12 protein-coding genes, 1 pseudogene and 2 riboswitches are annotated in these 14527 nt (G+C 48.1%); of the genes and pseudogenes, 4 read left to right on the forward strand and 9 right to left on the reverse strand.

Annotation, left to right across the window (positions count from 1 at the left end):
- Nucleotides 1–198 precede the first annotated feature (198 nt).
- On the forward strand, nucleotides 199–1050 hold the full coding sequence (gene dat / locus HPY28_RS03785) for a D-amino-acid transaminase (RefSeq protein ID WP_017247975.1): 852 nt from the start codon (nucleotides 199–201) through the stop codon (nucleotides 1048–1050).
- A gap of 55 nt (nucleotides 1051–1105) precedes the next feature.
- Here dat and HPY28_RS03790 read toward each other — a convergent pair whose 3' ends face one another.
- The 5 genes and pseudogenes from HPY28_RS03790 to gcvT all read right to left on the reverse strand — a co-directional run bounded on the left by HPY28_RS03790 (nucleotide 1106) and on the right by gcvT (nucleotide 7146).
- Nucleotides 1106–1936, reverse strand: coding sequence for a lipoate--protein ligase family protein (locus HPY28_RS03790; protein ID WP_017247974.1), 831 nt, complete (start codon nucleotides 1934–1936; stop codon nucleotides 1106–1108).
- Nucleotides 1937–2007: 71 nt separating this feature from the next.
- Nucleotides 2008–3088: pseudogene (locus HPY28_RS03795) on the reverse strand (undecaprenyldiphospho-muramoylpentapeptide beta-N-acetylglucosaminyltransferase).
- Nucleotides 3089–3186: 98 nt separating this feature from the next.
- Nucleotides 3187–4656, reverse strand: coding sequence for an aminomethyl-transferring glycine dehydrogenase subunit GcvPB (gene gcvPB / locus HPY28_RS03800; RefSeq protein ID WP_017247972.1), 1470 nt, complete (start codon nucleotides 4654–4656; stop codon nucleotides 3187–3189).
- Nucleotides 4649–6001 carry an aminomethyl-transferring glycine dehydrogenase subunit GcvPA gene (gene gcvPA / locus HPY28_RS03805; RefSeq protein ID WP_174230089.1) on the reverse strand — a complete coding sequence of 451 codons (1353 nt, stop codon included), beginning with the start codon at nucleotides 5999–6001 and terminating at the stop codon, nucleotides 4649–4651. The genes gcvPB and gcvPA overlap by 8 nt, the downstream gene beginning before the upstream one ends.
- A 41-nt stretch (nucleotides 6002–6042) precedes the next feature.
- On the reverse strand, nucleotides 6043–7146 hold the full coding sequence (gcvT, locus tag HPY28_RS03810; RefSeq protein ID WP_174230090.1) for a glycine cleavage system aminomethyltransferase GcvT: 1104 nt from the start codon (nucleotides 7144–7146) through the stop codon (nucleotides 6043–6045).
- Nucleotides 7147–7225: 79 nt separating this feature from the next.
- Nucleotides 7226–7341: riboswitch (glycine riboswitch) on the reverse strand.
- Nucleotides 7342–7439: riboswitch (glycine riboswitch) on the reverse strand. It lies immediately after the preceding riboswitch.
- Nucleotides 7440–7659: 220 nt separating this feature from the next.
- On the opposite strand from gcvT, the gene HPY28_RS03815 reads away from it, so the two are divergent.
- The 3 genes from HPY28_RS03815 (at nucleotide 7660) to HPY28_RS03825 (ending at nucleotide 11495) form a co-directional block, all read left to right on the forward strand.
- Complete coding sequence (locus HPY28_RS03815) at nucleotides 7660–9366, forward strand: DEAD/DEAH box helicase (RefSeq protein WP_017247969.1); 1707 nt, start codon at nucleotides 7660–7662, stop codon at nucleotides 9364–9366.
- 36 nt (nucleotides 9367–9402) lie between these two features.
- Nucleotides 9403–10527 (forward strand): YqhG family protein, encoded by a 1125-nt coding sequence (locus HPY28_RS03820; protein WP_017247968.1) that lies wholly within the window; start codon nucleotides 9403–9405, stop codon nucleotides 10525–10527.
- 110 nt (nucleotides 10528–10637) lie between these two features.
- On the forward strand, nucleotides 10638–11495 hold the full coding sequence (locus HPY28_RS03825; RefSeq protein ID WP_174230091.1) for a hypothetical protein: 858 nt from the start codon (nucleotides 10638–10640) through the stop codon (nucleotides 11493–11495).
- A gap of 33 nt (nucleotides 11496–11528) precedes the next feature.
- Here the strand turns inward: HPY28_RS03825 and HPY28_RS03830 are convergent, their stop codons facing one another.
- The 4 genes from HPY28_RS03830 to HPY28_RS03845 are packed head-to-tail and all read right to left on the reverse strand — an operon-like array spanning nucleotide 11529 to nucleotide 14428.
- Nucleotides 11529–11783: a YkuS family protein gene (locus tag HPY28_RS03830; RefSeq protein WP_017247966.1), complete on the reverse strand. Its 255-nt coding sequence runs from the start codon at nucleotides 11781–11783 to the stop codon at nucleotides 11529–11531.
- Between the two features lie 39 nt (nucleotides 11784–11822).
- Nucleotides 11823–11984: a YqzE family protein gene (locus HPY28_RS03835; RefSeq protein WP_007725773.1), complete on the reverse strand. Its 162-nt coding sequence runs from the start codon at nucleotides 11982–11984 to the stop codon at nucleotides 11823–11825.
- Nucleotides 11985–12041: 57 nt separating this feature from the next.
- Entirely contained in the window at nucleotides 12042–12563 is a 522-nt protein-coding gene (locus HPY28_RS03840; RefSeq protein ID WP_174230092.1) for a shikimate kinase, read from the reverse strand.
- Nucleotides 12560–14428, reverse strand: coding sequence for a stalk domain-containing protein (locus HPY28_RS03845; protein WP_026043023.1), 1869 nt, complete (start codon nucleotides 14426–14428; stop codon nucleotides 12560–12562). Before HPY28_RS03845 ends, HPY28_RS03840 begins: the two co-directional genes overlap by 4 nt.
- Nucleotides 14429–14527: the final 99 nt, after the last annotated feature.

Raw genomic sequence — 14527 nt, forward strand, 5'->3', positions numbered from 1 at the left:
TCTTCTGCCCAAAACGTCGATTTTTCGAGTGACTTCCCTCCATATGAATTCTTAATAGAAAGGTGCTTTTCTCTGTAAAATTATTGATAAAGAAAAGGCGACTTTCAAATTGACCTATGTCCTTCCCTTTTGCTAAGGTGGAATCAATAAAAAACCGTTTGAAAGAAACGGATTGGAATCCATTGAGGGGGAAGTACCATGCTGTATGTAGATGGAAAATGGGTAGAAGAAGGGCAAGTCGCAGTTCATCCAGAAGACCGCGGTTATAACTTTGGGGATGGCATATATGAGGTAGTACGCATTTATAAGGGACGCATGTATCAATGGGATGGACATCTTACCCGTTTGTTTCGAAGTGCCAAAGAAATAAAAATGGAGCTTCCATGGAGCGCAGAAGAGCTGACAGATTTAGCGAATCAGTTGATCGCCAAGAACAACATCACGGAGAATGATGACGCCAGCCTTTACCTGCAAGTATCTCGTGGCGCCTCACCGCGTGTTCACGATATTCCGTCTGGGATCAAGCCTGTGATCATGGGCTTTGTCCGTCACAAGGACCGCCCTGTCTCCGATATGAAAAAGGGCTGGACAGCACAACTCGTCGAAGATATCCGCTGGCTCCGTTGCGATATTAAAACGCTCAATCTGCTAGGAGCTGTACTTGTCAAACAATACGCAAAGGATGCAGGTGCCCAAGAATCAATTTTGCACCGCAACGGCGTCATCACAGAGTGCAGCTCTTCCAATTTGTTCGTCGTAAAAAATGGCGAGCTGTATACGCATCAGGCTGACAATCTGATCCTGCACGGAATTACCCGCCAAGTGGTCATTGATTTGGCTCGAGACAATGGCATCACTGTACATGAAGAAGCATTCGACATGGCTTTCTTGAAGCAAGCCGATGAAGTCTTCCTCACCAGCACGACTGCGGAAATCATGCCGCTCATCTCGGTAGATGGCGTCGCTGTCGGCAACGGACAGCCAGGACCTGTCGTGCTTACGCTACAAGATTTGTTTGAACAGCATATCAACACAAGTGTACTCGTGTAATGAAGAAAAGCTCTCCCGGTATGCATATACATCCGAGAGAGCTTTTCTATATTGTTTAGCGACGCAGATTCCATTCGTCTGTGGCATAGCGCGTCTTAACGAGTTCTTCTGCCAACGCGAGTTCTTCGTCCGTAAGCGTTGAAGGAATTAGCTCCACTTCCAATCCAGATGCAAAGCCTTTCGAGAACGCCTCGATGGACTCTTGGAGACTGATTGGCCTTGGGCTTACTTCGTTGATCGTCACTGCTTTTTGTCGGAAACTATCGATCATCCGTTGTTTTACCCGCTCCGATGGGAAATGCAAGAGCGAGAATAGTAAATCTACGTCCATATCAAGCAGAATAGAGCCGTGCTGAAGAATAACGCCCTTTTGTCGGGTCTGAGCGCTTCCCGCTACTTTTTTCCCCTCTACCACGAGCTCATACCATGAGGGCGAATCGAAGCAGGCGGATGACCCTGGCGAATTGTACTTTTCCTTCTCCTCTTCACTCGCTAAAGAGACCATTTCCGCCGAGAGTCCAAGGTTTTGGAATCCGTGCAGCAGTCCCAAGCTGATGATTTTGTAGGCTTCCGTTACACTCGAAGGCATTTTCGGATGGTCTTCGGATACGATGACACTGTATGTCAGCTCCTGATCGTGGAGAACAGCACGTCCTCCCGTCGCTCTGCGAACAAAGCCCAATCCTCTATTTTGAACTTCCTCCAGGTTTATTTCCTTGATGGCCTTTTGGAAATAACCAATCGACAGTGTCGCGGGGTCCCACGTGTAAAAACGAACGGTCGGGGGAACCTTGCCCTCACTGTGTAACTGCAAAATCGCTTCATCTACTGCCATATTCATCGCGGGTGACATTGCTTCCGTCACGATATAGCGCCACTGTTCCATCTATGTACCTCCTCATTCACAACGCCTTCATTGTACGCTTCTGGCACGAAGGACGGCAAGCTTCTGATGGGCTAATTTGAGCGAGCTGTTTCCTGCAAAATGGCCAAGACCTGCGCCAATGAATCTGTTTTCTTCTCAGTCTCTTCCCGCATTCGCTGCAAGATGGACTCCCTGTTGTTTTGCAAGTCATTCACCGCTTGAAAAAAGCGATCAGCCGTTAGCTCTTCTTCGAGCAAAACATGACACAAGCCCTGCCTTTTAAAAGACTGTGCATTTAAAATCTGATCACCCCGACTTGCTTCACGGGACAACGGTATCAAGAGCATCGGCTTTTGCAGGGCTAAAAACTCATAAATCGCATTGGAGCCAGCTCGAGACACGACAAGATCAGCCATTGCCAGCAAATCGGGCAATTCCTCCTGTACATACTCAAATTGCTTGTAGCCATTCACCTGAATCGTTTCATCCACTTGATTTTTGCCACAAATATGTACAATGGAAAAATGTTCGAGCAAAGCAGTAAGCGAATGGCGTACCGCATCGTTTATTCTCCGTGCCCCCAAACTTCCTCCCATGACGAGCAGGACAGGTTTCTTTGTAGAAAAAGAGCAAGATAACAAGCCCGCTTCTCTTCTCCCCTGCTTCAGCTCATCTCGCACCACTGCGCCTACGTGAATCCCTTTGTTTTTCGGCACTTTCGAAAGCGTATCTGGAAATGTTACGCACACCTTGCTGGAAAAAGGGACAGCCAGCTTATTTGCGAGACCGGGTGTCAGATCAGATTCATGGATGACTACAGGAAGACGGTTTAGCCACCCCCCAAATACGACCGGCACGGAGACGAAGCCCCCTTTGGAAAAAATCACAATCCGGCTTCCATTTGCCAAGAAAGCGAGAAGCCTGCCAAATGCCTTTGACGACTCGCAGCGGGTCACTCACGTTTTTCCAATCAAAGTATCGTCGCAGTTTGCCTGAAGAAATGCCAATATAGCGAACATCCGGATGGTTGGCGACTAGCTCTCGTTCAATTCCTGTCGCAGAACCAATATAGGCGACTTCCCAGCCCAGCTTGATAAAGTGGGGGATAAGCGCAAGATTCACAGTAACATGTCCTGCCGAACCACCACCGGTAAATACAATCTTTCTCTTCATTCGGCCCGAACCCTCCCTGCCTCTTCTTCCCCCATGATAGCACCAATCGGAAAGAAAAGCCGCCCGTAACAACAGGCGACTTTTCCTGGAATCTAGAATTATGCTTGTGGTTGATAACGTAGAATTGGCTTTCTTGCCGCTGTCGCTTCATCCAAACGTTTGACCACAGTGGTATGAGGAGCTTCCTGAACGATTTCTGGCGTTTCCTCGCACTCGCGGGCAATTTGTATCATGACGTCGATGAACTCATCGAGCGTTTCCTTTGTCTCGGTTTCGGTCGGTTCGATCATAAGGCACTCGTCCACGATCAATGGGAAGTAGATCGTTGGCGGGTGATAGCCGAAGTCGAGCAAGCGTTTTGCGATATCGAGCGTGCGTACGCCCAGCTTCTTCTGGATTACACCAGACAGGACGAACTCATGCTTGCAGACGCGATCAAATGGCAGATGATAAGCCGTTGCCAAACGACGCATCATGTAGTTGGCGGAGAGCACCGCATTTTGGGAAACTTGCAGCAAGCCTTCTGGACCCATGGTACGGATGTAGCTGTACGCACGAACGAGAATACCGAAGTTTCCGTTGTAGCCTTTTACGCGACCGATGGAAGCCGGACGATTGCTATCCCAGTAGAAGCTGCCGTCTTCCTTTTTCGCTACGATTGGAGTAGGCAGGAATGGCTCGAGAATTTTTTTCACGCCGACCGGACCTGCACCTGGACCACCACCGCCGTGAGGCCCTGTAAACGTTTTGTGCAAGTTCAGATGCACCACGTCAAAGCCCATGTCACCTGGACGGGCAATGCCCAAAATCGCGTTCGCATTCGCACCATCGTAGTACAAGAGACCGCCTGCTTCATGGACGATTTTCGCCATTTCCACGATATCTTCTTCAAACAATCCGAGTGTGTTCGGGTTCGTCAACATCAAGGCAGCTGTGTCAGGACCAACCGCATCACGCAGTGCTTGAATGTCAACCAATCCACGCTCGTCAGATGCAATGGTTACGGTATCCAAGCCAGCTACCGCAGCAGATGCCGGGTTCGTACCGTGTGCGGAGTTCGGCACGATTACTTTGGTACGATGTCCTTCCCCACGGCTCTCGTGGTAGGCACGGATCATCATCAGACCTGTCCACTCACCCGCAGCACCAGCAGCTGGTTGCAGTGTAACTGCGTCCATGCCAGTAATTTCACCCAGTTCTTCTTGCAGGTTGTACAACAGCTCCAAAGCGCCCTGTACGGTTTCTTCCGGTTGGTATGGATGTGTCTGCGCGAAGCCTGCGTAACGGGCAACATCTTCGTTGATTTTTGGGTTGTATTTCATCGTGCAAGAACCAAGCGGATAGAAGCCATTGTCTACCCCGTGATTGCGACGAGACAGTTCTGTATAGTGACGAACCAATTGCAGCTCAGATACTTCTGGCAGCTCAGCCGGCGTTTCGCGAATGAGGTGCTTTGGCAAAAGGCTTGCTACTTCTACTTCTGGAACATCCAATGCCGGCAAATTGTAGCCCACACGGCCTGGTTTGCTCATTTCAAAGATCAGTGCTTTCTCTTGGTCGTTACGCACGTGTGATCGCCTCCAATTCAGCCGCCAATGTGTCGATTTCTTCTTTGGTACGCAGCTCAGTTACTGCAAACAAGGTGTGATTGGAAAACTCTGGGTAGTCGAGTCCGAGATCATAGCCCCCGATGATTCCAGCAGCCAGCAGGCCTTTGTTCACTTCTGCAACTGGTTTATTCAGCTTCACCACGAACTCGTTAAAGAACGGTGAGGTGAATACGATCTCCAAGCCTTTTGCTTGCAGGGCATTCTTTGCGTAATGAGCTTTTTGCAGGTTCATCATCGCCATTTCTTGTACACCCTGCTTGCCGAGTGCTGTCATGGCAATAGAAGCAGCCAAAGCGAGCAGCGCTTGGTTGGAGCAGATATTGGAAGTCGCTTTTTCACGACGAATATGCTGTTCACGCGCTTGCAGCGTCAATACAAAGCCGCGTTTGCCATTTTCGTCCTTCGTTTGACCGACGATACGACCTGGCATTTTGCGCATCAGTTTGGAGGTTGTAGCAAAATATCCGCAATGCGGTCCGCCAAAGGACGCTGGGATACCGAATGGCTGCATGTCGCCCACTACGATATCTGCGCCTAATTTGCCCGGCGCCTCCAGTACACCCAGAGCAAGCGGATTGGAGGATGTAATCAACAGTGCGCCTTTTCCGTGTGCAATTGGTTCAATCGCTCCCAAATCCTCTACGTTTCCGAAGAAGTTTGGATACTGCACGATGACCGCTGCTGTATTCTCATCAACAAGCGCTTCCAGAGCCGCTGTATCTGTAACGCCATCGCTGTTGATACCTACTTCAACCAGCTCAACGTTTTGTCCATACGCATATGTTTTCAAAACACCACGCGCTTCCGGATGTACAGCGCGGGAAACGATTACGCGCTTTTTGCCAGTGTGACCCGCAGCCATCATCGCTGCCTCTGCCAAAGAAGTCGCGCCGTCATACATCGAGGAGTTCGCTACCTCCATGCCAGTCAGCTCACATACCATCGTTTGGAACTCAAAAATAGCTTGCAGCTCACCTTGGCTGATTTCTGGCTGGTAAGGTGTATAGGCGGTAAAGAATTCACCGCGGAGCAGCATATGATTGACTGTGCTCGGCGTGTAATGTTGATAAACACCCGCACCCAGAAAGTTAACATGCGTGCTGAAGTTTACGTTTTTATTTGCGAGGCGTGTAAAATACTTCACCAAATCTGGCTCGGAAAGTGCTTCTGGAATATTCAAAGCACCTTTAAAACGTACTTCTTCCGGAATATCAGCAAACAGTTCTTCTATACTCGAAATGCCGAGGGTTTCCAGCATTTCGCGCTTGTCCTGATCAGTTTGGGGCAGGTAGCGGTATTTCACGGACGTTGTCCTCCTCTAAAAGGATGTATGTGGTGTATCGCTTAGTTTTTTGGGCGTTTATAAAATGGAGCGGCTACGATTTCTGCTTTCAGACGTTTTCCGCGAATTTCTACTTCTACTTGTGTACCTAGCGCAGCATGCTCGGTTTTTACGAGAGCGAGACCGACGTTCTTCTTCAAGGTTGGAGATTGTGTTCCCGTCGTCACCTCGCCAATGAGCTCTTCTCCTATATAGACGGGGTAATGCGTGCGCGGAATCCCACGGTCGATCATTTCGATCCCTACCAGCTTGCGTGGAGCACCGTTTTCTTTTTGTGCCTTCAGCACTTCTTGACCGATGAACGGCACTTCTTTGTCTACCTTGACAGCAAAGCCAATGCCCGCTTCGATCGGAGTGATGTCTTTGCTGAGCTCTTGGCCGTACAGTGGCAGCTTTGCTTCAAAACGAAGCGTATCGCGCGCACCGAGACCGCACGGCAACAGACCTTCTTCTTTCCCAGCATCCAGCAAGATGTCCCACAGCTCTGCTGCACGATCGGCATCCAAATAAATCTCGAAGCCATCTTCGCCAGTATAGCCAGTGCGGGAGACCAATGCAGGAATACCACTCACTTGCACATCACGCCCAAAACGGAAAAAGCCGATTTGAGACAAGTCTGTCGTCGTCAGCTTTTGCAGAATGGATTCTGCCAAAGGACCTTGAATCGCGATTTGTGCTGTTTGTGGCGAAATATTCTTAATCGTTACACCTGGAATCAGATGTTCTTCTAGCCACGCATAGTCTTTGTCGATATTCCCTGCGTTGATGACGAGCAAGTAGTGATCATCTGCATATTTGTAAACAAGCAGATCGTCTACCGTCCCCCCATCTGGGTAGCAAAGCACACTGTACTGCGCCTGTCCGACTGCCAGCTTCGACACGTCATTCGTAGTCACACGCTGGAGATAAGAAAGAGCGTTTTCCCCTTTTACGTCCACTTCTCCCATATGGGAAACATCAAACAGACCAGCTTTTGTCCGAACAGCTTCATGCTCTTGACCAATGCTTGTAAACTGCACCGGCAGATCCCAACCACCGAAGTCGATAGTTTTCGCGCCATACTTTGCATAAGAATCAAATAGTGGCGTACGTTTCAAATTGGACATGTGGCACCTCCTGTGAACAATAAGATCCAAAAACAAAACAGAGGGGGAAAAACGGGTACACCAAAATAATGGTGCCCATTTCTCCTCCTCTGTCCTTGGTACCTGAGAGTTACCTTGCGAATCTCATGAGGATTCTTTCTTTCCCCATTTGCAAGTTTCCCCTTTGGTGGCTCGTGTGAGCTCTCTCCAGAGTTGCGTCCGGTAGAGGTACTTTTGCCTGAGAGATTCACCGTTACCGGCTTGCTCCTTCGGCGCTGCCAAACGTTCAAGCAGTCTCTCCCTACTACCATCATTCGCGGTTGTTTCATGGTCATACATAAGTTTTTGCTATCATTTCCATACTAATGGATGTACTACCTCCTTATCCTACCATGAGAGTCCAAAGTTGAAAATATACAAATTAACAGTCAGATTCAGAAAATCTTAACAAAACACATTGACAATAGATAAACGTTCAGTTTTTAGACATTAACCATGAATGTTATGGTAGAGCTATGTAAAGGAGTATCTTATATGCCGAATGTTCCTATTTCATTTGATACGAGTTGGATCAATACGCTTACAGAACGCATGCAAGAAGATGGCCCCTGGGATAAGTGGGAGCTGTTCAAGCTCTCATTGGAAGCCGAGGAAGCGATGGCTGTTCACGAATTTGATCAATTGCAATGTCTGAAATACCTTCCACTCTTGTCACCATTTCCACACCAACTAGAAACGGCGAAACGTGTCCTGTTAGAGATGCGCGGACGAGCCATTCTCGCAGATGAGGTCGGTCTAGGAAAGACGATCGAAGCAGGTTTGATCATGAAGGAGTATATGGTCCGCGGCTTGGCTAAAAAAATTCTCGTCCTGGTTCCAGCCTCTCTCGTGATTCAATGGACAAAAGAGCTTCATCAAAAATTCGGCATAGCAGCAGTCGCGCAAAAAAAAGAATATATGTGGCGGCAGCACGAGGTCGTTGTCGCATCGATAGACACAGCAAAACGAGATCCTCACAGGCGTCACGTACTCGACATCGATTACGACATGCTCATCATCGACGAGGCCCATAAACTCAAAAATAAACGGACACGCAACTATCAGTTCGTCAAAGAAATCCGCAAAAAATATTGCCTGCTCCTTACCGCAACTCCTATTCAAAACGAGATGGACGAGCTGTACAACCTCATCAATTTGTTAAAACCAGGTCACCTCGGCCATACTTCCACCTTCTCTACCAATTACGTAGAGGGCAAACGCCAATCCAAAAACAGCGAGAAATTGCGCGAGGAAATTGAAAAGGTCATGATTCGCAACAAACGAAGTGATGGTGGTATTCAATTCACCAGTCGACGCGTTCAGTCGATTCCGATTGACCTTTCTCCAGAGGAATTGACCTTGTACGAAGGTGTGACGCGCTTTGTTCGCGAGCAATACCAAACAGGATTTGGGGTTGGCGGCTTCAACTCTCTTGCTCTGATTACCTTGCAGCGTGAGGTCTGCTCAAGTAAGGAAGCTGCGTTTATGACGCTGTATAACATGCACCAGCGCACCGGCGAGGACTCTCCCTTGCGCACACAAATTCTTGAGCTAGTCGAGATGATTAAACAAATTGAGACGCACTCCAAGGCTGCCAAAGCGGTCGAGCTCATTCAACAAATCAACGACAAAGTCATCATTTTTACAGAGTATCGGGCAACACAAAACTATCTGCAAAAGTATTTGCACGACCACGGCATTACTTCTGTCCCCTTCCGCGGCGGCTTTAAACGCAGTAAAAAGGACTGGATGACTGATCTGTTCCAAAATCGTGCACAAGTCCTGATCGCGACGGAAGCAGGCGGGGAAGGGATCAATTTGCAGTTCTGCAATCAGGTGATTAATTACGATATGCCGTGGAATCCCATGCGAGTGGAGCAACGAATCGGTCGCGTCCATCGTCTCGGACAAAAAAGGGATGTGCACATTTACAATTTATCGACAACAGGAACGATCGAGGAGCATATTCTCAAGCTGCTGTATGAAAAAATCGACCTGTTTGAAATGGTCATCGGTGAACTCGATGATATTGTAGAACGCCTGAATCTAAGTCACTCCTTGGAAGATAATCTGATTCAAATCATTATGGATTCCCGCTCCTCCAAAGAAATGGCGCTGAAGCTCGATAACATTGGACACGCGATTCGGGCAAGCAAAGTAACCAAAGAAGCCGTCCCGCTTTCTGAGGCGGCTGACCAATAACTCTTGTTGGAAACGAAAAAGAAATGAGGTCTCCTGATGCAGCAACAACAGGTCAGACAATTTGTCGAGCGCTATTTGGCGACTTTTTCTGCCCATATCGTCGAGTCTCACCCAGATTATTTCACAGTCAAGCTCCCTGTCGAGGTGGACAAAGATATCGGCAATCGCCCTTTTTACTGGAGCTGGGTGGATAAGATGAATTTGGCTTATCAACCATTAGTACTCACCTTTACTTTTCATCCGGATTGCATGCCAGAGGGTTTGCGATCCGAGCATCTGCATCTAGGGGCTGCCCGCATGCAACAAATTTTCGCTTCCACCAAAAAGCATGGCAGCTTTGTCTGTATGTACGAGCAACAAGGGGGACTTTTAGGTAATGCCGGCAAGCGTCGGTCAACCCCTCTCGTGCCTTGGCTCGGGATGAACTTGAAGGTTTCTCTACTCTGTGACAAGCGACGTGACATTTTATTGTACCTGGGGATTAATTTGCATCAGCCACGGATGGTGGCGGATTTCACTTCGTTTTTATTTTCACTTTCCTTGACCCCTACCATCCCTGACTACTATTACACGTTGGATCGAAAGGTAACCATACAGGAAGCCCTCCAAATGGTACAACTGGAAGTCGAACATACATTGGGACAAGAAGATCAGCAGTGGGCAGAGGAAGCGCGTACACGTTTACGCGAAGAAATGGCCATCTTGGAAGCGTACTATGAAGAATTGGCACGGCGCGAACCACAAGATGAGCAGACAAACGCAGACGAAACCGAAGATGAAGCAGAGCAACCAGTAGCTCAGTCGTCACTCGGGCAAGAGGCTCAGCAAACCGAGCCTGATCCAGCTGGAACAGCTTCTGTCGAACAGCCAATATCTTTTGACGAATACCGGGCTTCTGGCGGACGAATCCTCGACTTTTTACGTGCAAATGGAATCCAAACCACTCCACGCGAAGAGATTAATCAAGTGGAATGGAAAAAGAGCACGCCAGATGAGGAAAGACAACGCCGAAAGGACGAGCTGGCATGGCAATACGAGCCGCGGATCGAGGTTTCGTTCATCAACGGTGGCTTGTTCTATTTATCTTCCGTTCCTCCGCTCATGCGGTCATCGAAAGCAAAAAGCATGCGACATCTCCCCGCATCAGGGCGAATCATGTAAAAGATCAACGAGAAAATGTGAAACAGAAAAGACACGTTGCAACAAATCTTTTTGTCATAGCTGGTTACAATAGGAATAGGTTAAGCCTTTACAAAAGGTGGTGCATAGTTGTGACCAGACGATTTCTTCCTTTTATCGCTGCTCTTTTGTCTCTGATGCTGCTTTCCTTACCAGCTTTTGCGCAAGACGAAGCAAGCTGGGACAAGCAATTCCAAGCACAAATTCGAGAATGGATGGATGCACTCGCAAGCCGAGACCCCCAATTCAAGCAATGGCAGGACGCAAAGACGGACGTGCAAACACTTGGTGCAGGGCAGCATCAATGGCTAGTAAGTATAAAAAAAGCGGACAAGCAAGTAGGGTATTTGGTGATTGGAGAAGCACCTGATTCTACCTCCCATGAGAAATTTGTTCTCCTGGAATACGGTGTCGGGGAGTACATCTTGTTCGATGACGCTTTTGCTCCGAAAGAAATCGCGGCAGAGCCAGTTTATGACGGGTTCGCTTCCTACTGGCTGATCACCCAGAAGTCAGATACACAAATGGTCAATGCAAAAACGGGAGAAATGTATCCCACTTCCTTTCAAATTAGCGAGCCCACAGTCGATGCTTTTGCAGGCGAGAAGCTCATACAAAATGGACAACGCCTGACTCAAATGAGAATTTTAAACGCAGCCGAGGCTGATCCTTTTGATCATATCGGGTGGGTCAGCCAAATGAGTACAACGGACACAGACGTGTCCTGGAACCAATTGTGGCAGCAAGATTATACCTCGCCGGTAACATTAGCCGTCCCGATTCATCAGTCACAGGTTTTGGCACCCTTTGTCGTGGGGTCCCTGCATTTATGGAACGACCAAAATGCTTATGTCGGCGTATGGGATGAGGGCCTGCGCTTTGTCCCGTATTCGTATGCCCATCGCGTCGGACGATTTTTTGTAAACGAAACAAGCTCTCCTGCCGAATAACCGGTTGGAGAGCTTGTTTTTTACGTTTTCTATTCACCGATGTTCTGTAGGAGAGAGACGTTCATGAACGGCATGAAAAATTTCATTGACCGTCATTCCCTCTGCATTAATGATGGGAGCACCTGTAATCGTTTTGTTTTCATCACCCAGTACGTTGATATCCTGGCCTGTAATGACAATCGCATCTACCACCTGCTGCCAGTTGCCCAAATCAACAACATCGTAACCATTTTGACGCAGCATCTTGCACAGTTCAGACAGGGAATTTTCTACCGCTACTCTCGCCATATGCACCCTCCGTCTTCGTTCATGATAGGTTTGCGAATTTTATTTGCGCCACAACAGTCGAATGGACATAGGAATGGCACCAAACCAGCGTGACGACCAAGACTCGCGTGGAGTCTTACGCAAACGGCGTTCATCTTTCGGGGTATCCATGTACTGAACAAACAGTTTCGTCAGGTACTTTAAATATTCCTGAAAGGACATCGCACTTGACCTCCTTCTTACTCACGGATTCACACCATGGCGCAAGCGCTGTCCCCTCTATTGTTCCCCGTCCTGCGTTCTTTCAACCACTTGGCTCGTAATTTCCATCACAATATCGGAAAGGCTCTTCCCTGTCGTATCCACCTGAATCGGGGCGAAATCGTATACACCAGCACGCTCCGCCATTAAGGTTTTTACCCTTGTCGCTACGCCTCCTGCCAACAAGGGCCTGCCTGTATCATTTTCCAAACGCTTGATGAGCTCTTCTTCCGTGGCATACAGCGTGATTACGATGCCGTGCTCCATCATCATCTCTACGTTTTGCTTCCGTAATACAGCTCCTCCCCCAGTTGTTAGTACCTGATGCCCTGCTGCCAGTAATTGTGCAAGACGCTTCGTCTCGACGTCTCGGAAATACGCTTCGCCCTGATCAGTGAAGATTTCTGGAATGCTGCAACCTTCACTTTCCACAATCGCATCATCCAAGTCCGTATGCTTCATTCCCAAAGAGGCAGCGAGTGCGGCGCCAACCGTGGTTTTTCCTGTTCCCATAAATCCGACTAACACCAGGTTTTTCATTTTGTTTCTGCCGCCTTTCCAATCGTTCGGTATGTATTGATCTTCACCGTTTTTTGTTGTTGATTGTACGCTGTCTCATATTCTAATGCTTTTTCAAAAAATGACAGTGGAACCATCGTACGTTCTTTGATTTCGATTAACGGGCTGCCTAAATCTATTCGCTTCCCATCTACGACAGCAAAGCGCTCCCGTTCCTTTATAAATACTTCGCGTCCATTTCCTTTTACGCGGATCATTTGTTTCTTGTCGTCCCAGCTAATGGCTAATCCCATTTTCTCACCGAGCTCACGCAGCGGAATATACACCGTATTTTGGGTGACTCGAGCCGGAATCGATGGATAAAAACTCATGTTATTGATGATCGTGGTGATATAGGGCTCCAATTGCACGGCACCAAAGCCATTCTTATTTGCACTATTGGTATACAGGGTGAAATATTTCGCTTCCCCTTGCAAGGTTTGCCCAAGCGCCTGATCGAGATGCTCTGCACCAATGACACTGCCATGATAATTTTGCTGGACGCGCTGCAAGAATCGCTTATAGGCATCGTCACCGATTTTGCGGCGCAGGTTATCGAACAAGAGTGCTCCCCGGGAATACCAGGTCAGCTTAAACTCTTCTTCAGTGGCAAACTTCTGCAACGGCTTGTCCAGCTTTCCATTTGGATAGCGCTCTTGCAAACGTTTGACATCCCGGTTGTACTCATCTAACAAAGTCGTAGCTGATTGGGCACCATAACGCTTCTGCAAGTAATGGGACACACCGAGCTCCACCAGCCCCTCATCAAGCCACCCATGCGAGGACTCCAATGTAGCCACACTGTTGTACCACCAAAGATGCCCCACCTCATGCGGCAGCCAATGATCGATCAGATTGTTGTGATGCATGTCTCTTTTGAATACGGCGAGATTCGCGTACTCCATGGCGTACGTCGTTCCTGTACTCGTTTCCGCAATCGCCACGTGCGGATACGGCAACGGACCGTACATGTCGATGAAAGTAGGAAATACCGATTGGGCAATGCCCTTGATTCTTTCTATGTTCCCTTTATCAACGGAAGCAATGTCAACCGTTAAATTCGGAGCAAATTGAATCGTTTCAATGTGATAAAGCGGACTTCCCACCAGTCCAAAGTTCAACAGATTTTTTGCTTGATAATGGACTTGTTGCTTACTCCCACCGATTGACTTCGTTTGTCCTCTACCCCATGAACTGACCCATTTGTAGCCTTGTGGAGAGGTAAATGACACATCATAATCTCCATAGTGGTAAACGAATGGATCACCAAAATCAACGCGTTGCGGCGGATTATACCAAACACCTTTTTGATTTTGGGCCCCCAGCATCGGGTACCATGTCGTCAACGTCCATATATCGTCTTTGACTCCAAATCGTGTACCCCTACGTGGAACCGGGTTCTCGAATTCAATGGTTAAGGCGCCACGAAGCTCCTTACCTAGAGGATTTGCCAGCTTCACCAGCGATTGGCCACGTTCAAAAGAAAGCGGCTTGTCCTTGTAGCGAATCGACTTCACCGTCATTTTGTTCCAAAGGTAGTCGTAAATATACAGCCGTACATCTGGAGTTTTCGGGTTGTCAAACTCCAAGGTCATATTCCCGGTTATTTTTGCTTCGGACGTATGTAATTCTGCTTGAATCTTATAGACAGGGTTCAAATCCTTTACATAAGACGGCAGAGGCGGATCATAGGAAAATGGATCGACGAACTTTTGCTCCTCCTCAGGTGATTGATTCATGGCAATGATTTGAGAAATGGCTGGCCAATACGCGACGACCCCAACTGAGCCAAAAAAAATGAGGATCGTCACACATACTAGCAAGCTCGTTTTATGTAGTGATTTCATGACAGCCCCCAAATAATAAACCGCCCGGCGGCAGGCGCTAAATGTTTTTGTTTCATTGTAGCAAATATATGTCAAACTGAGTAGAAATTCAGGAGATTC

Origin of the sequence: Brevibacillus sp. HB1.2, assembly GCF_013332495.1 — a bacterium.
Classification (GTDB): Bacteria; Bacillota; Bacilli; order Brevibacillales; family Brevibacillaceae; genus Brevibacillus; species Brevibacillus porteri.